Origin of the sequence: Actinacidiphila glaucinigra (genome assembly GCF_900188405.1) — a bacterium.
GTDB classification, from domain to species: domain Bacteria; phylum Actinomycetota; class Actinomycetes; order Streptomycetales; family Streptomycetaceae; genus Actinacidiphila; species Actinacidiphila glaucinigra.
The window spans coordinates 23,892-42,036 of the sequence record NZ_FZOF01000019.1 but is presented as its reverse complement, the minus strand read 5'-3'; the positions used below and the strand labels follow the sequence as shown (position 1 = coordinate 42,036).

At 72.5% G+C, this 18,145-nt stretch carries 12 protein-coding genes; 9 read left to right on the top strand and 3 right to left on the bottom strand.

The features are described 5' to 3' along the window. Positions 1-214: 214 nt before the first annotated feature. Positions 215-1,666: a DHA2 family efflux MFS transporter permease subunit gene (locus CHF15_RS29185; protein WP_089226892.1), complete on the bottom strand. Its 1,452-nt coding sequence runs from the start codon at positions 1,664-1,666 to the stop codon at positions 215-217. Positions 1,667-1,781: 115 nt separating this feature from the next. On the opposite strand from CHF15_RS29185, the gene CHF15_RS29180 reads away from it, so the two are divergent. Beyond that, positions 1,782-2,231, top strand: a complete 450-nt coding sequence (locus tag CHF15_RS29180; RefSeq protein WP_089226891.1) for a MarR family winged helix-turn-helix transcriptional regulator — start codon at positions 1,782-1,784, stop codon at positions 2,229-2,231. Between the two features lie 84 nt (positions 2,232-2,315). On the opposite strand, the gene CHF15_RS29175 is transcribed toward CHF15_RS29180, so the two are convergent. Both CHF15_RS29175 and CHF15_RS29170 read right to left on the bottom strand, forming a co-directional pair. Continuing rightward, positions 2,316-3,899, bottom strand: a complete 1,584-nt coding sequence (locus CHF15_RS29175; protein ID WP_245939089.1) for an NADH-quinone oxidoreductase subunit NuoF family protein — start codon at positions 3,897-3,899, stop codon at positions 2,316-2,318. Beyond that, positions 3,896-5,047 (bottom strand): hypothetical protein, encoded by a 1,152-nt coding sequence (locus tag CHF15_RS29170; protein ID WP_089226889.1) that lies wholly within the window; start codon positions 5,045-5,047, stop codon positions 3,896-3,898. The genes CHF15_RS29175 and CHF15_RS29170 overlap by 4 nt, the downstream gene beginning before the upstream one ends. Positions 5,048-5,383: 336 nt before the next feature. Here CHF15_RS29170 and CHF15_RS29165 point away from each other — a divergent pair, with 336 nt between their 5' ends. The 8 genes from CHF15_RS29165 to CHF15_RS29130 all read left to right on the top strand — a co-directional run bounded on the left by CHF15_RS29165 (position 5,384) and on the right by CHF15_RS29130 (position 17,641). Continuing rightward, positions 5,384-7,354 (top strand): S53 family peptidase, encoded by a 1,971-nt coding sequence (locus CHF15_RS29165; protein WP_089226888.1) that lies wholly within the window; start codon positions 5,384-5,386, stop codon positions 7,352-7,354. A 297-nt stretch (positions 7,355-7,651) separates the two neighbouring features. After that, a complete protein-coding gene (leuS, locus tag CHF15_RS29160) occupies positions 7,652-10,507 on the top strand; it encodes a leucine--tRNA ligase (RefSeq protein WP_089226887.1) in 2,856 nt (951 codons plus the stop codon). A gap of 273 nt (positions 10,508-10,780) precedes the next feature. After that, entirely contained in the window at positions 10,781-11,437 is a 657-nt protein-coding gene (locus CHF15_RS29155; RefSeq protein ID WP_089226886.1) for a hypothetical protein, read from the top strand. A 102-nt stretch (positions 11,438-11,539) separates the two neighbouring features. Continuing rightward, entirely contained in the window at positions 11,540-12,385 is an 846-nt protein-coding gene (locus tag CHF15_RS29150) for a DegV family protein (protein ID WP_089226885.1), read from the top strand. A gap of 319 nt (positions 12,386-12,704) precedes the next feature. Next, positions 12,705-13,454 carry a ComEA family DNA-binding protein gene (locus tag CHF15_RS29145; RefSeq protein ID WP_245939088.1) on the top strand — a complete coding sequence of 250 codons (750 nt, stop codon included), beginning with the start codon at positions 12,705-12,707 and terminating at the stop codon, positions 13,452-13,454. Continuing rightward, positions 13,451-15,766 carry a ComEC/Rec2 family competence protein gene (locus CHF15_RS29140; protein ID WP_089226883.1) on the top strand — a complete coding sequence of 772 codons (2,316 nt, stop codon included), beginning with the start codon at positions 13,451-13,453 and terminating at the stop codon, positions 15,764-15,766. The genes CHF15_RS29145 and CHF15_RS29140 overlap by 4 nt, the downstream gene beginning before the upstream one ends. Positions 15,767-15,872: 106 nt before the next feature. Continuing rightward, entirely contained in the window at positions 15,873-17,432 is a 1,560-nt protein-coding gene (locus CHF15_RS29135) for a recombinase family protein (RefSeq protein WP_089226982.1), read from the top strand. After that, positions 17,432-17,641, top strand: coding sequence for a hypothetical protein (locus tag CHF15_RS29130; protein ID WP_143681655.1), 210 nt, complete (start codon positions 17,432-17,434; stop codon positions 17,639-17,641). The genes CHF15_RS29135 and CHF15_RS29130 overlap by 1 nt, the downstream gene beginning before the upstream one ends. The last annotated feature ends 504 nt before the right edge of the window (positions 17,642-18,145 follow it).

Sequence of the window (18,145 nt, the reverse complement as noted above, 5' to 3'; positions counted from 1 at the left end):
GGGAGGGGTTGACTGCAAGAAAATTGTTTGTGCCGACCCATTGGTAATGATCGGCGGGAGCGGATTGGTTTATTCCTTGAATTCTTTCCGGAGTGTTTTACTCCGTCGTTCGCCGAGTAATCGTGGGGAATGTTGACGGAAAACGGGAGGATGGCGGCCGGGAGAACGATTCAACGTTCTCCCGGCCGCCCGTCTCCCCGGTTCCCGGGGGGTCTCAGGATCCGGAGACCTCCGCCGGTGTCTGCGTGCCCGTCTCCTGCCGGGGGGCGGCCGCGGGGGTCCGGTCGGTCAGTCCCAGGGCGGCGAGCGCCGCCACGACGGTGACGGCCGTGCACACCCGGTACAGGTCGTGGAAGGCGTCGATGCCCGGCGCGGAGTGCGCGGCCATGATGGCGGCTAGCATCGCCGTGCCCAGGGCGCCGCCGATCTGGCGCGCGGTGAGGTTCATGCCCACCCCGGCCGCGAACTGCAGCGGCGGCAGCGCGGTCGCGGCGATGGACGACAGCGAGGTGACCGCGAAGCCGAGGCCGCCGCCGCCCAGGAGTCCGGTCGGGACCCAGGCTCCCCAGAAGTCGGGATCCGGGCCCAGGAAGTCACTGCCCATCAGCGCGGTGCAGGCGGCGAACATCAGCGCGCCGAGGATCACCAACCGCCGGTGCGTGGCCGGTTCGGAGGCTCGCCCGGCCATGGTCGAGGTGACCATGGAGGCGACCGCGCCGACGCTCATCGCCCCGGCGGCCTCCATGATGCTCCAGTGCCACACGCCGGTGGCGAAGAGCGCGCCCGCCAGCAGCCAGGCGAACATCGACACGCCGAAGACCGCGGAGACACCGTTGACCACGGCGTACTTCCGGCTTTTCCACAGCTCGGTGGCGATGGCCGGGGACGGGTGCCGCCGCGACCTGAGCACCGCGAAGGCGCCCAGGGCGAGTCCGCCGGCGAGCAGCCCGAGCGTGCGGGCGCTCGTCCAGCCCCAGGAGTCGCCCTCGGTGAGGGAGGCCACGACCAGGCCGATGCCGAGCGCGAGCGCGGCGGTGCCGACGACGTCGGGAAGCCTGCTGCCCGTCTCGGGACGGTGGCGGGGGAGCGCCCTCAGTCCGGCGACGGCCAGCAGGACACCGATGGGTACGTTGATGTAGAAGACCGCTCGCCAGCTCATCTGCTCCACGAGCACGCCGCCGATGGCCGGGCCGACCACGGCGGAGAAACCCGCCACCGCCGACCAGGTGCCGATCGCCTTGATCAGCTTCTCCGGCGGGGTCGAGGACATGATCAGGCTGAGCGCCGAGGGGATCATCCCCGCCGCCAGCGCGCCCTGCGCGAACCGCGCCACGATGAGCCACTCGGGGCCGGTGGCCGCGCCGCAGGCCAGTGAGGCGAGCGTGAAGCCGGTCAGCGACCAGAGGAAGACCCTGGTGCGCCCGACGGTGTCGGCCAGCCGTCCCGCCGGGGTCAGCACGGCGGCGAACATCACCGCGTAACCGCTGACCACCCAGGTCAGCGTGGCCATCCCGGTGTCGGGGAACTTCTCGATGATCTTGGGGAACGCGATGTTCACGACGGACAGGTCGAGGAACGCCATGAAGGTCGCGCCCGAGCAGAGGAGCAGCACCAGGCCCGGATTGACCTCGGGCCCCTCCTGCCCACTCTCTAAGCGATCGGACATAGTGCGGCACACCTCCGGTGAGCGGGTACGCGGAACTGCCGAGGGCCGGCCGTCTCGGGTAGGATCGACAGGGCCCTTACGTTCTTAGCGTGCCAAGAACGTAAGGTTCCTGTCAATGCGAGGGGAGACCTGGGTGGACGCCGACATCGATGAGCTCTGTCTGAGCTTCCTGGTCCGTCAGGCGTGGCTGAACATGCGCGGGGCCATGGACGGCGCGTTGTCGGGGCTCGGGCTGTCCGTCGCCCAGTACGCCTCCTTGCTCGTACTCGCGGACCAGCCGGGCATCACCATCGCCGACCTGGCCCGGGCCGTGGCCAGCACCCGTCAGTCGGCCAACGAACTGCTCGCCGGACTCGCCGACCAGGGTCTGGTCGAGCGCCGGCGCCACCCCACGGACGGCCGCAGCCAGCAGGTCTTCCTGACGGACGCCGGTCGCGAGCGCCTCGAGGAGGCCCGGCCCGTGGTGCGCGAACGCGAACGGGAGCTCGAGGCCGGGTTCAGCCAGGAGGAGCGCCGGCTGGCCCGGCAGTGGCTCAGGCGCATGACCGGCGACCAGCCGGCGTGAACGCCCCGTGCCGGCCCGCCGGCCGGCACGGACGCACGAGGGGCCCGGCACCATGGTGGTGCCGGGCCCCTCGTGCGAGCGCGGTCAGCGGCGGCCGCCCTCCTCCATGCGCAGCGCCAGCGCCGGGCAGCGGGCCACCGCGCGCTGCGCGGCCGCGTCCAGGTGCGGCGGTACGGGCGTGCCGGCGATGTCGGGGTAGCCGTCCCGGTCCAGCCGTACGATCTCCGGCAGCACGCCGGCGCACAGGCCGTGGCCCTTGCACAGCGTCCAGTCGACGTTCAGCCGCTTGTTGCTGGGCGCCGCGGCCGCTGCGCCCGCGGAGCCGCCGCCGCGCGGCATCGGGGGATCGGACTTCAGCAGCGGCAGCACGCCCACCGTGGGACGGCCGCAGCCGCCGCCGAGCACATGGGCGGCGAGATCGTCGGTGAAGGCGTTGATGCTGGACATCACAAAGCGCATCGAGCCGTCGGGGTGCTTGCACACGCCGCGCCCCTTGACCGCCACCGCGGTCTGCCGCAGCTGCTCCAGCGCGGCCTGTCCGCCGCCGTTGAGCACGTCCTGGAGCAGCCCGGCCATACGGGGCAGTCCGAGGCGGCACGGTCCGCACTGGCCGGCCGTCTCGGCGGCCAGCCACTGGGCGACCAGCAGCGACTCGCCGAGCGGGCACAGTCCCGGGTCCAGCGGCAGCAGGGCGCCGGCGCCGAGGGTGGCCTTGTGGGCCTCCAGGCTCTCCCTGGATATCGTCACCATCGAGGCGACGCTGGGGTCGATCCAGGCGCCGTGGTAGCCGCCGACGAGCACCCCCTGACCCGGGTTCCCGCCGCACATCTGCAGGATGTACGACATGGGGACACCGGTCGGGGTCTCCACGACCGTCTGCCGCGGCACCGAGCCGGAGACGGTCAGCATGGCGGTGCCGGGCTCGCCGGGGGCGCCCGCGGAGCCGAAGCGGATCGCTCCCATGCGGGCGCCGATGGCCAGTTGGGTGAAGGTCTCGGTGTTGGAGAAGAGCGTCGGCATCCCGCCGAGGCCGGACTCGCTCGCGCTCACCTTCTTGCCGGGCGGCAGGGGGAGGCCGCCGTTGGCCGCAGAGATGATGCCCGAGGACTCGCCCGACACGAAGCGCTCCGGCATGCGCACGATCCGGGCCCTCAACTGGCGGCCGCGCTTGGTGCCGAGGCCTCGCTCGGCCAGGGCGTCGCGCACGGACTGCTCGTTGGTGTCGCGCGTGACGCTGATGACCAGTTCGCGGGCGCCGAGGATCTCGGCGCACAGCAGGGCGCCGTCCAGCATGAGGTGCGGGGCGCGGCGCAGGATGACCGCGTCCTTGCGGCAGGCCGGTTCGCCCTCGCAGCCGTTGACCATCACGGCGGTCGGGGTGCCGCGCCGTCGCGCGGCCTCGCCGACGGCCTTGAGCTTCTTGTAGAAGGGGAAGCCCGCGCCGCCGCGGCCGCGCAGTCCCATCAGCTCCGCGAGGTCGAGCAGTTCGCCCTCGGTCAGGCTCGGCATGGAACCGTGCACGTTCAGATGGGTCACCCGGTCCAGGCGCTCCACCTCGTCGAAACCCGCGGTGATCCGGGGCAGCCCGACGGTACGCACGTCGGGGAGCACGTCACCCGCCCCCGAGCGAGGGGCGGGTGACCGGTCCGGTATGGCGGGAACGCTCATCGTTGTCCTTCATAGGGGCCGGGCGTGGACTGCTGCCAGGCGATCGGCTGGAGCCGGTCGGCCCCCAGCGGATCCACGTCCTGTGCGCCGCCCTGCACCGGCGTGCCCCATGCGGGGGTGCCGTCCCAGCCGGTCTGCTGGGGCTGCTGCTGGTACGGCACCTGCTGTTGCTGCGGGTACGCCGCCTGGGGTTCGGCGGGTACCGGCGGCATCTGCATCGTGGCGGCCGCGGGATCCAAGCCGAGGGTACGGTCCGGGACCGGGGGAGCGACAGCCGTGTACTGCTGGGCGGTGGGGAAGTTGGGCAGCGGCGGCAGCGGCTGGCTGTAGGCGCTGGCCAGGCTGGGCCCGGTCTCCTCGCGGGGTACGGCGCGCCGGCGGCCGCCCGAACCGCCCCGGGACGCGGCCCGTTCGCCGCCGAGCTTGCGGAAGGATGCGGAGCGCTCCCGGGTCTCGGGGAAGAGCGCCTCGCCACGGGTCCTGCGGAGGCGGTAGATCAGGCCGATGGCGACACCCACCAGGCAGATCCCGTAGGCCACGATGATCCACGACTTGGCCGAACGCCCGGACTGCAGGCCGTGGATCAGCGCCATGCACCAGGACGCGTAGGCGGTGCTGTGCAGGATGCGCCACCGCACGGGGTGGCGGTTGGCGGCGAAGACGCTGCGCATCGCGCCCGTGGCGGCGGCGAGGATCATCAGGTAGGCGGCGAGCACGCCGAGGGCGATGAGCCCGTCCCGGCCGGTCACGCCGAGGGGGAGGAAGGCGCCGGCGGTGGTGACCCGTACCTCGACGATCTTCGTGGTCACGTGCAGGATCAGGAACCCGATCGCGGCGACGCCCAGACCGCGGTGGATGCCCTGGGTGAGCAGGCGTTCGCGGGGCCCGAGGAAGACGGTGTCGGTGGACACCAGGCCCCAGATGACGGTGCAGCTCAGGGAGACGAGGGTGAGGACGCCGGCGCCGAAGTCCAGGAACGCCCGCAGGTACGGCCCCGCGGTGACGGCGAGGACGAGCAGGGCGGCGGCGGTGCCGGCGATCGCCCAGGCGCGGGGCGACCGTGCGGCGCGAAGGGCCCCGGACAGGATGTCGCTCGCCGGTATCGGGGGGGTCCGGCGACCGTCCGGGGACTGTCGGTTGGTGCGCATGGGGCAGACGCTAACCCCTACGGGTGGCCAGAACGATCGTCTTTCGACAACCCGGGATGAGGATCATTACGAACTGCTAACGTTGGTTTGTTCGGGCTCCGTTCGGCAAGGATGATCGGCTCCTTCTCCGAACGTCCGGTCTCCGGCACCATATGTCCGCATTCCGGATCGGATCGCCCTCCCAATTGCCCTTTCGTGGGCCTTCCTTGAGTCCTTCTTGGCGAACACATGTACCTGGCATGAGCTGTTCATCGCGAGAGTGGCGTGGCGGTCTCCGCGCGCTGCCGGTTCCGGCGCGCCGCCACTCCGCGAGAACTTCACACAGCAGGGGGTTACATGAGTTCAACCCGCTCGAGAAGGCGGGCCGGCCTGGCCCTGGCGGCGACACTGCCGCTGGTCGCCGGCGCTCTGGCGATGGGCATACCCACCGCGCAGGCCGACGCGCCGCACGGACGGCACGGCCTGGCCGGAAGCAAGCCGGTCTGGGCCACCGCCAAGGCCGACAGGGGCGCCACGGCCGACTCGGCCGACGTCACCCTCCGGGTCTACCTCGCCGGCCGCGACGCCCAGGGGCTGGCGGCCTACGCCAAGGCCGTGTCGGACCCCGATTCCGCCTCGTACGGCGCGTTCCTCTCGGCCAAGCAGGCCAAGGCCCGCTTCGGCGCCACCGCGCAGCAGGTCGCACAGACCCGGCAGTGGCTGGAGTCCTCCGGGCTCCGGGTCACCGGCGCCAACGACCACTACCTGACCGTCACCGGCGACGTCGCCGACGCGGAGCGGGCGTTCGGCACCCAGCTCCACAACTACGCGAAGGGCGCCAAGACCTACCACGCCCCGACCGGAACGGCCTCGGTGCCCGCCTCCCTGGGCGGCGCGGTGCTCACGGTCACCGGCCTGGACAACTCCCCGCGGCGCGCACGGCACCAGGACACGCTGCCGCCGCCCGGCGCCGTCTTCAAGAACGCCGGCCCCTTCTCCACGTACTACGGGTCGAACACGAACAAGAAGCTGCCGGTCGCCTACGGCACGCGCGCCCCCTACGCCGTCAAGGGCTACACGGGCAAGCAGCTGCGCGCGGCCTACGGAGCCGGCTCGTACAACGGCAAGGGCGTCACCGTCGCCATCACCGACGCGTTCGCCTCCCCGACGATCGTCGCCGACGCCAAGAAGTACGCGGCCCGCAACGGCGACGCGGCGTACAAGCGGGGCCAGCTCTCCCAGGTGCTGCCGGGCGACTACCGCTACACCAGCCCCGACGAGTGCGACGCCTCCGGCTGGTACGGCGAGGAGACCCTGGACGTCGAGGCGGTGCACGCGGTCGCCCCGGCCGCCGACATCACCTACGTCGGCGCCTCCTCCTGCACCGACGACGACCTGCTCGACGCGCTCGGCAAGATCGTCGACCACCGCCTCGCCGACATCGTCTCCAACTCGTGGGGCGACCTCGAGTCCAACGAGACGCCGGACATCGCCGCCGCCTACGACCAGATCTTCCAGATCGGCGCGGTCGAGGGCATCGGCTTCTACTTCTCCTCCGGCGACGCGGGCGACAACGTCGCGAACCCGCTGGGCACCGGCGCGAAGCAGGTCGACACCCCGGCGAACTCCCCCTGGGTCACCTCCGTCGGCGGCACCTCGCTCGCCGTCGGCAAGGGCGACAAGTACCAGTGGGAGACCGGCTGGGGCACCCTGAAGGCGACGCTGGCCGAGGACGGCTCGAGCTGGACGGCCTTCCCCGGCGCCTACACCTCCGGCGCGGGCGGCGGCACCAGCAAGCTGTACGCGCAGCCGTTCTACCAGCGCGGCGTCGTCCCCGACTCGCTCGCCCGGGCCAACGGCGGCACGGTCAGGCAGCGCGTCGAGCCCGACATCGCGGCCGTCGCGGACCCGAACACCGGCTTCCTGGTCGGCCAGACGCAGGCCTTCCCGGACGGGTCCCTCCAGTACAGCGAGTACCGGATCGGCGGCACCTCGCTGGCCGCGCCGGTCATCGCGGGCGTGCAGGCGCTGGCGCAGCAGGCCCGGCACGGTGTGCCGATCGGCTTCGCCAACCCGCTGATCTACGACCGCTACGGCACCGGTGCGTACCACGACGTGACCGACCACCCGCTGGGCCGCGGCAAGGACCTCGCGGTGGTCCGCGTGGACTACGCCAACGGCTTCGACGCGGCGGACGGCACGATCACCTCGCTCCGCAGCCTCGGCAAGGACAGCTCGCTGTCCGCGGTCGTCGGCTACGACGACGTGACCGGCGTCGGCACCCCGGCGCGCGGCTACCTCGACACGTACAAGCCGCACCACCGCTGAGCACCACCGCTGAGCACCACCGCTGAGCACGGCCGCTGAGCACGGCCGGAAACGGCACGGAAGGGCCCGCACCGGGGGGAACCTCGGTGCGGGCCCTTCCCGCTCTGGGGTACCCTGACCCCATGCGTGCCGTACGCCTTCTGCTTAGTGAGCCGTGCTGACCAGGATCGATGTCAGTGCGGCGCCCCTCCTGTGCGAGGGGCTTTTTCGTTTCCGCAGCTCCGCGGTTCCGCAGGCAGATGCCCGTACGGCGGCCGGGCCGCAGGCCGTCATGACAGCGATGGAGTACGAAGGACGATGAGCGAGACCACCCCCGCCGCGGAGGCGGCTGCGCCCCACCGCTACACGGCCGCCCTGGCCGCCGACATCGAGAGCCGCTGGCAGGACTTCTGGGACGCGAACCAGACCTTCGCCGCCCCGAACCCCACCGGTGACCTGGCCGGGGACGGCGAGCTGGCCCGGCCCAAGAAGTTCATCATGGACATGTTCCCGTACCCCTCGGGCGCGGGACTGCACGTCGGCCACCCGCTGGGCTACATCGCCACCGATGTCTTCGCCCGCTTCCAGCGCATGACCGGCCACAACGTGCTGCACACCCTGGGCTTCGACGCCTTCGGCCTGCCCGCCGAGCAGTACGCGGTGCAGACCGGCACCCACCCCCGGGTGTCCACCGAGGCCAACATGGAGAACATGAGGCGGCAGCTGCGCCGCCTGGGCCTGGGCCACGACACGCGCCGGTCGTTCGCCACGATCGACCCGGACTACTACAAGTGGACCCAGTGGATCTTCCTGCAGATCTTCAACTCCTGGTACGACGAGCAGGCCGACCGGGCCCGCCCGATCGGCGAGCTGGTCGAGCAGTTCGAGAAGGGCGAGCGGGACACCCCGGACGGGCGCCCCTGGGCCGAGCTGACCCCCGTCGAGCGTGACGCCGTCCTGGGCGAGTACCGCCTGGCGTACGCCTCGGAGTCCCCGGTCAACTGGTGCCCCGGCCTGGGCACCGTGCTGGCCAACGAGGAGGTCACCGCCGACGGCCGCTCCGAGCGCGGCAACTTCCCCGTCTTCAAGGCCAAGCTGCGCCAGTGGATGATGCGCATCACCGCCTACGCGGACCGCCTGCTGTCCGACCTGGACGCGCTGGACTGGCCCGAGGCGATCAAGCTGCAGCAGCGCAACTGGATCGGCCGCTCCGAGGGCGCCAAGGTCGGCTTCGCCGTCGAGGGCCACCCGGGTGATCCGATCACCGTCTTCACCACCCGCCCGGACACCCTGTTCGGCGCCACCTACATGGTGCTGGCCCCCGAGCACCCGCTGGTCGACACCGTGGTGCCGGCCGCCTGGCCGGAGGGCACCAAGGACGCCTGGACCGGCGGCGCGGCCACCCCGGCCGAGGCCGTCGCGGAGTACCGCAGGCAGGCGCAGGCCAAGTCGGACGTCGAGCGGCAGACCGAGGGCAAGAACAAGACCGGCGTCTTCAGCGGCGCGTACGCCGTGAACCCGCTGACCGGCACCCGCATCCCGGTCTTCGTCGCCGACTATGTCCTGATGGGCTACGGCACCGGCGCCATCATGGCCGTCCCCGGCCAGGACGAGCGCGACTGGGAGTTCGCCACCGTCTTCGACCTGCCCGTCGTCCGCACCGTCCGGCCGCCGGAGGGCTGGGAGGGCGAGGCGTACACCGGCCAGGGCCCGGCGATCAACTCCGCCAACGACGAGATCGACCTGAACGGCCTGGAGGTCGCCGACGCCAAGCGCAAGGTCATCGCGTACCTGGAGCAGCGCGGCATCGGCGAGGGCACCATCAACTACCGCCTGCGCGACTGGCTGTTCAGCCGCCAGCGGTACTGGGGCGAGCCCTTCCCGATCGTCTACGACGAGGACGGCGTGGCCCACGCCCTGCCCGAGTCGATGCTGCCGCTGGAGCTGCCCGAGGTCGAGGACTACTCCCCGCGCACCTTCGAGCCGGACGACGCCGACACCGAGCCCGAGACCCCGCTGTCCCGCAACGCGGAGTGGGTCCACGTCGAGCTGGACCTGGGCGACGGCCGGGGCGTGCGCCCGTACCGCCGCGAGACCAACACCATGCCCAACTGGGCCGGTTCCTGCTGGTACGAGCTGCGCTACCTGGACCCGCACAACGACCGCAAGCTGGTCGACCCCGAGATCGAGCGGTACTGGATGGGCCCGCGCGAGGGGCAGCCGCACGGCGGTGTCGACCTGTACGTCGGCGGCGCCGAGCACGCGGTGCTGCACCTGCTGTACGCGCGTTTCTGGTCCAAGGTGCTGTTCGACCTGGGGCACGTCTCGTCCGTCGAGCCGTTCCACAAGCTGTTCAACCAGGGCATGATCCAGGCTTACGTCTACCGCGACGGCCGCGGCTTCCCCGTCCCGGCGGCCGAGGTCGAGGAGAGGGACGGCGGCTACTGGTACGGCGGCGAGCAGGTCAAGCGCGAGCTGGGCAAGATGGGCAAGTCCCTGAAGAACGCCGTCACCCCGGACGAGATCGCCGCCGAGTACGGCGCCGACACCCTGCGCCTGTACGAGATGGCGATGGGCCCGCTGGACGTCTCCCGTCCCTGGGACACCCGCGCCGTCGTCGGCCAGTACCGGCTGCTGCAGCGGCTGTGGCGCAACGTCGTGGACGAGACGACCGGCGAGGTCACGGTGACCGGGTCCGAGCCGGACGAGGACACGCTGCGCGCCCTGCACAAGGCGATCGACGGCGTCCGCCAGGACCTGGAGGGCCTGCGTTTCAACACCGCCATCGCCAAGATCACCGAGCTGAACAACCACCTGACCAAGGCGGGCGGCCCCGTGCCGCGCTCGGTGGCCGAGCCCCTGGTGCTGCTGATCGCGCCGCTGGCCCCGCACATCGCCGAGGAGCTGTGGCGGCGGCTGGGGCACGACGGGTCCCTGGCGCACGAGGACCTGCCGGTGGCCGACCCGGCGTACGTGGTGGACGAGACCGTCACCTGCGTCGTGCAGATCAAGGGCAAGATCAAGGCCCGTCTGGAGGTGCCGCCGACGATCTCCGACGCGGACCTGGAGGCCCAGGCCCTGGCCGACCCGGCGGTCGTCGCCGCGCTGGACGGTGCGGGGGTCCGCAAGGTGATCGTGCGGGCGCCCAAGCTGGTGAACATCGTCCCGGCGTGACGGCGTGACGGCGTGACGGCGTGACGGCGTGACCGCGTGACGGCGTGACGGCGTGACGGCGTGACGGCGTGACGGCGTGACCGCGCGTCGGCCGGGTGATGGGTGGCGGGCTGACGGCCGCCTGATCACCGGGCCGGCGCAAGTCGGTGTAGGGGGCGGGCAAGGGTTCTCCCGGAACCCTTGCCCGCCCCCGTCCGTTTACCGTGGACGTACAACCGGTCCAGCAGACCGGGCCGGTCGGACGGACCGGGCCGACCAGGCAGAGGAGCCGCCGTGGATGTCGCCGTCGCCGTGATCCTGCTGCTCTTCGCCTCCTTTGTGGCGCTCGGCGTCGTCGCCGCAGTCAAGACGGCGCGGGCGGTCAAGCGCGGGGTGGAGCGCACCAGCATCGAGGCACGCCGCGTGGTCGAGGACACCGGCCTCAAGGCCCGCCGCTACAGTCGGCCCGGGCCCGCCGGGAAGCTCGCCGAGCTGCGCCTGGCGCTGCGTACGTCCGTCACGAGCACGGGCGAGGCGCTGGAGGGACAGGCGGCCGTCGACCCGTCGCTGAGCGAGGCCGTCGCCCTGCTCAGCCGCCTGCGCTCGCACGCCCGGGAACTCGACGCGGAGCTGAGGCTCCTGGAGCGCGAGCCCGACCGCGCCCGCATCGCCGCCCGGATCGGCGAGCTCGAGGAGCGCACGCGGCGCATCACCCACTCCGCTGACTCGCTGCGCTGGGCCGCCCAGGATCGCGCCCGCCGCTTCGCCGACGACGACCTCGCCGCGCTGGGCCGCGACATCGACCTGGAGGCCGGGGCGTTGCGGCACTGGGCTCCCGCGGCGCTCCCGGAGCCGGGACCGGGGCCGGCACCGGAACCGCGTATTCAGCCGGGGGCGCGGCGCGAGCGGACGTCCGAGCCCGGCGCCGGTCAGCCGCCCAAGGCGCTGTGACGGGCCGCACGCGGCCGGGACGCGTCCCGGGGACGTTCACCCGGGTTCACCTCGGCGGAGCCGTACTGTCGCCCGGCCTTCGGCGCGGGTAACCTCCCGCACATGTCGTCCCATGTCGCTATCGTCACCGATTCCACGGCCTACCTGCCGCAGGAGGCCCTGACCCGGCACCGGATCACCGTGGTGCCCCTGGCGGTGGTGATCGGCGACGAAGCGCTGGAAGAGGGCACCGAGGTGTCGGCGCCCGCGGTGGCCCGCGCCCTGCAGCGCCGCAAGCCCGTCACCACGTCGCGGCCGAGCCCCGAGGAATTCGCCGCCGCCTACCGCGCGGTGGCGGAGTCGGGCGCGACCGAGATCGTCTCCCTGCACCTGTCGGCCGAGTTCTCCGGCACCTATGACGCCGCGCTGCTCGCGGGGGCGCAAGCGCCGGTGCCGGTGCGCGTGGTGGACACCGCCATGGTCGCCATGGCCCTCGGCTTCCCCGTGCTGAGCGCCGCCGAGGCGGCGGAGGCGGGCGGTTCCGCGGACGAGATCGTGGCGGCGGCGGAGAAGCGGGCCTCGGACACCTCGGCGTACTTCTACGTGGACACCCTGGACTACCTGCGCCGGGGCGGCCGCATCGGCGCGGCACAGGCACTGCTGGGGTCGGCGCTCGCGGTGAAGCCGCTGCTGCAGCTGGACGAGGGCCGCATCCAGCTGCTGGAGAAGGTCCGTACGGCCTCCAAGGCGCTGGCGCGGCTCGAGGAGATCGTCGTCGAGCGGGCGGGCACCCGGCCGGTGGACATCGCCGTCCACCACCTGGCCGCCGCGGACCGCGCCTCCGCCTTGGCGGAGCGGCTGCGGGCGCGGGTCCCCGGACTCAGCACCCTCATCCTCAGCGAGGTCGGCGCGGTGATCGGTGCGCACACGGGCCCCGGGCTGCTGGGGGCGGTCGTCTCTCCGCTGTGACGTCTGGCGGGTGACGGAGTTATCCACAACCTGCGGACAATCCACAGGACTTGAGCAAGATCATCTCTTGGGCGGTGGTCCGCCTACCGTCCCTGACATGGGATCGACCACCGCAACTCCTCGTCACCGCAGGCATTCGTCGGCAGCCGCCGGCGCACCGGACCCTGCCGCGGTCCGGGAACGGGCCGCCGCGCTCTTCGACCGTCCGCCGTCGCGTCCCGCGCCACGGGGTGCGCCGCGGCCGCCGGAACGAGGGGTCCGGCCGGAGACCGAACGACCGGGGCGAGCGGAGCCGGCGGCGCGACCGGAACGGCCGGCCATGCCGGACCCGCCGGGGCGCCGGGCCGTGCCGGACCCGCCGGGGCGCCGCGTCGGGGGCGCCTGGCGTCTGGCCCTCACCGAACGCCTCCCCACCTGGTTCTCCGTCCGCTGCGGCATCGAGGCGAGGACCGCGGCCGCCCTCGCCGTCGTGCTCCTCGTCGCCCTGGCCTTCGCGGTGCACCACTTCTGGACCGGCCGGCCGCGCACCGTCGCGGTGCCCCCGGTCGCCGCGGCGCTGCCCGCCGCGGAGGCCCCGGCCGCCGCCCGGACCTCCGCCGCGGCCGGGCCGCGGGCGCCGAGCCCCGCGCCGGGCGCGAAACCGGTGCTGGTCGTGGACGTCGCGGGCAAGGTCAAAGTGCCGGGGCTGCGCCGGCTGCCCGCGGGGTCCCGCGTGGCGGACGCCGTGGCCGCCGCCGGGGGAGCGCTGCCCGGCGCGGACACCAGCGCCCTGAACCTGGCCCGCCCGCTGGCCGACGGGGAGCAGATCGTCGTCGGCCGCCCGGTCCCGCCGCCCGTCGCCGGGGTCCCGGGGGTCGCGGGGGTCGCGGGCGCGAGCGGTCCGGTGAGCCTCAGCACCGCCACCGCCGAGCAGTTGGACGCCCTGCCCGGTGTGGGTCCGGTGCTCGCCCGGCACATCATCGACTACCGCGGACGGCACGGCGGTTTCACGTCCGTGGAGCAACTGCGTGACGTCAACGGCATCGGGGACCGCCGGTTCTCCGATCTCAAACCGCTGGTCACCCCGTGAGCGCCTCCCGCCCGGCGGTGCACGCGGCGGCCGTCTCCCCCCGGGGCGCGTCGAACCCGCGCCAGGAAGGCCCGCCGGACCTGCGTCTGGTGGCACCGGCCGTCGCGGCCTGGCTCGCCGCGGGCGTCGCCCTCGCCGTGCCGGGGCGAGCCGTGGCGTGGGCGTGCGCGGTGGTCCTCCTGGCGGCGGCGTCGCTCGTACGCCGGTGGGCGACGGCGGCCACCATGGCGCTCTGCGCGGCGGCGTCCGCGGCCGTCGCGGGGCTGCACGCCGCGGATCTGCATCGCGGTCCGGTGCCCGCCCTGGCGGCCGAACACGCGCACGCGCGGGTCGAGTTGCGGCTGACCGCGGATCCCCGGCTGATCCGCCCGCAGGTGAGCGGGGCGGTGCGGGCCCCGGACGCGGTGCTGGTGGAGGCCGAGGCGGTGCGCGTGGCGGCGAGGGGCGCGGCGACCGCCGTCCGCACGCCGGTCCTGCTCATCGCCCGGCAACCGGCGCGCGAGTGGCTGACGTTGCTGCCGGGGACACACGTCGACGCGGAGGCCCGGCTCGCTCCGGCGACGGGCCCGGGCGACCGGATCGCCGCGGTGCTGTCGGTCCGCGGGCCGCCCCGCGTCGTCGAGCCGCCGGGCCGTGCGCAACGGGTGGCCGGCGGGCTCCGGGCGGGACTGCGCGAGGCCACCGAGGGCCTGCCGCCCGACGCCCGGGCCCTCCTTCCCGGGCTGGTCGTCGGGGACACGTCCCGTGTCCCGGTGGAGCTGCACGACGCGTTCGAGGCCACCGACCTGACCCATCTGACCGCGGTCAGCGGTTCCAACCTCTCCCTGGTGCTGATCCTGCTGATCGGTCCCCCGGGGCTCGCCCTGCGCGCCGAACGCGGCGGCCTGGCGCCGCGACTGGCTCTCCCGCTCCGCGTGACGGCCGTGCTCGGCGGAGCGCTCACCGCGGGGTTCGTCGTCGTGTGCCGGCCGGACCCGAGCGTGCTGCGCGCGGCCGCCTGCGGGCTGATCACCCTGCTGGCCATCGGTACGGGCCGCCGCCGCAGCCTGCTGCCCGCGCTGTGCGGAGCCGCCCTCCTGCTGCTCCTCTACGACCCCTGGCTCGCCCGCTCGTACGGCTTCGCGCTGTCCGTGCTGGCCACCGCCGCGCTCCTCCTCCTCGCGCCGCGCTGGAGCGCCGCCCTGCGACGCCGGAGGGTGCCGCCGCGCCTCGCGGAGGTCCTGGCCGCGGCGGCGGCCGCCCAAGCGGTGTGCGCCCCCGTGGTGGCGGTGCTGGCCGCCCACGTCAGCCTGGTCGCCGTCCCCTGCAACCTGCTGGCGGAACTCGCGGTCGGCCCCGCCACCGTCCTCGGGTTCGCCGCCCTGGCCGCGGCGCCCTTCGCCATGCCCGTCGCCAAGGCCCTCGCCTGGGTCGCGGCCTGGCCGGCCGGCTGGATCGCGGCGGTGGCCCGTCGTGGCGCCGCCCTGCCCGGGGCGACGATCGACTGGCCCGGCACCTGGGCGGGCGCCCTGCTGCTGGCCGCCGTCACCGTGGTGCTGGTCGCAGCCGGGCGCCGCGTCCTGCGCCGTCCCTGGCTGAGCGCCGCCGCGGCGCTGCTGCTCGTGCTGGCCGTCGTACGTCCGGTGCCGCTGCCCCGCGCGGTGACGGGCTGGCCGCCGCCGGCCTGGCGGCTGGTGGCCTGCGACGTCGGCCAGGGCGACGCGCTGGTGCTCTCCGCGGGCGACGGCGCCGCCGTCGTGGTGGACACCGGCCCGGAGCCCCGCCTCGTCGACCGCTGTCTGCGCTCCCTCGGGGTCACCAAGGTTCCGCTGCTCGTCCTCACCCATTTCCACGCCGACCACGTCGCCGGCCTTCCGGGGGTTCTGCGCGGCCGCTCCGTGGGCGCCATCGAGACCACCACCCTCGACGAGCCCTCCGACCAGGCCGCCTTCGTACGCCGTCAGGCGGCCGGCGCCCGTGTCCCCCTGCTGCGCGCGGCGCCCGGGGAGCGCCGCCGGCTGGGCTCCCTGGACTGGAGCGTGCTGTGGCCGGCCGCGCCCTCCCTCCTCGAGGGCGCCGACGACGCCAACCCGAACGACGCCAGCGTCACGCTGCTGGTGCGCACGGCGGGGCTCACCGTGCTCCTCCTCGGAGATCTGGAGCCCGCGGCCCAGCGCGCGCTCCTGACCACCGTCCCGGACCTCCCCCGCGTCGACGTCCTCAAGGTCGCCCACCACGGTTCCGCGTACCAGGACCCGGAGCTCCTGGCCTGGCTGCGGCCCCGTCTGGCGCTTGTGAGCTGCGGTGCGGGCAACCCGAAGGATCACGACTAGCAGTCCTAGGAGTGACCCACTTATGGCGGCATCTTCGCTGGTCAGCGGCACCGGGCAATCGACTCCCTTGACCACACACGTGACGACTATCGACACCCTCCGCGGAGTGAGCGCGCTTCGCCTGTCCGTACTGACCGACGAGACCACAAGCCCCGAGCGTCAGCGGGAAGCCAACCGTGCTGCCGCCGCCGCGCTCGGTATCGACCTGGGCGACCGGGAGGCCGTAGACCTGGGCGTCAGTGCTTCGAAGACCACGCCGTTCGAGCGGCCGGAGCTAAAGGAGTGGCTGCGCCGGCCGGAGGATTTCGACGCGCTGTTGTTCTGGCGCTTCGACCGTGCCGTGCGCTCCATGGACGACATGCATGCTCTGAGCACCTGGGCGCGCGATCACCGCAAGATGATCGTGTTCGCGGAGGGTCCGGGCGGCAGGCTCGTGCTCGACTTCAGGAACCCGCTCGACCCCATGGCACAGCTCATGGTCACGCTCTTCGCGTTCGCAGCGCAGATGGAAGCACAAGCGATCCGGGAGCGCGTCACGAGCACGCAGGCAGCCATGCGGGTCATGCAGCTTCGCTGGCGTGGCAGTCGTCCCCCGTACGGCTACAAGCCGGCACCGCTCGAAGGCGGAGGCTGGACGCTCGTACAGGACCCGGAGGCGGTTCCCGTCATTGAGCGCATGATCCGTGAGCTGATGGACGGGAGCAGCGCAGCGGCCATCGCAGCGGGGTTGAACCGTGACAGCGTGCCCAGCCCGCGCGATCACTGGAGCTTGCGGCAGGGACGCGAGACAGGTGGGAAGACGGGTGGCCGCGCTGGCGAGACCGTCACACGCGGGCGCTTTGCCTGGCGGCATGGCACCGTGAAGGGCGTTCTCACGTCGGAACGCGTCCTCGGTTGGAAGCTGGCCGGCGAGAAACCCGTACGCGACAGCGAAGGCGCGCCCGTGATGGCCACGCCGGAGCCGATCCTGACGCGCGAGGAATTCGACGCGATCGGCGCGCGCTTCGCTGAACTGGCCATGGAGGACAGCGCGGGAGCTGCTGATCGCGTGGACACCGTGGCGCTTCTGCTGCGCGTGATCATCTGCGACGGGTGCGGCGGACGCTTGTACTTGCAGCGCGCCGGCCGCACGGAGATCTATCGGTGCGGGTCGATTACGCGGGGGCATGCCTGCGCAGCGCGCGCCACGATCAAACGCACGTGGGCGGAAGACTTCGTGGAGCGGGAGTTTCTGCGCGCTGTCGGCGGGCTGAGGCTCACGCAAACGCGCACGGTCCCCGGATACGACCCGCAACCCGAGATCGACGCGACAGCCGCGGAGTACGAAGCGCACATGGAGTCTGAAGGGACGCAGACGAACCCGGTTACGCGCGGCATTTGGGAGAAACGCCGTGACGCACTGGACAAACGGGTCACAGAATTGATGGCGCGCGATCGTGTGGAGCCGCGCACGGAAGTGACCCACACGGGTCGCACGTTCGTGGAGGAGTGGGAGGCGGCGGACACGGGGGAGAGGCGCGCAATGCTCGTTGAAGCGGGCGCACAGTTGCGGGTGCGGAGAGCGAAGCGCGGCAAGCACGAGCAGCTTGACGAAGGACGTGTGAGCTTCGAGCTTAAGGAACCGTTCTTCGCGGACGCAGCAATGGAGTTGGGGGCGGTGCTGTGATGACGGGAAGCCGCGCGCTGCTGACAGCCGGCGAGGTAGATAGCTGGGCATCGGAGTATCAGGCAGTGTCCGTGCGCTGGGAGACGCTGAGAGCGCGGCTGGCTACTGAAGAGAACGAAGACCGGCGAGACCGCATCAGACAGCAGCTACGGCGGATCGAAGCTCTCATGGCGGCGCTGCTGGGCGATACGGCGGCGCTGAGCCGGTAGCGACACCACACGGGCCCCGGACGCTTCCCTCACAGCGGGGGAGGTGCCCGGGGCTTCGTCGTGGCAATCGACCCGCTAGACACAGAATGCAGGCAGTTTTCCGGGGACTGGCGGAGCGGAGGAGAGAACGTGAGCGCTGACGCGATTTGGGAAACGATCATGTCGTGGGCTGCGGAGGACTCCCACCGTGGACGACTCACACGAGCGTTTCGCGACAACACGGGTGACAGCGCGGTACTTCAGGCAAAGCGACTGGCGATGCTTGGGCTGCTCGCAGAGAAGCAGGCAACTCGCGTGGCGGGCTTGTCGCTGGCCTAACCTCCCGACACCACACGAAAAGCCGTCCGGCACTGATACCGGGCGGCTTTTTCGCGCACAAGTTTCGTTGCATTTCGTGGCAACTCGCGAACGAATCGGTGACGAAAGCCGCCAACATCACGCCGCACGCCACGAAAGGCAACGCATCAACCACGAAAGGCAACGTAACTCATGCACCGTTCGCAA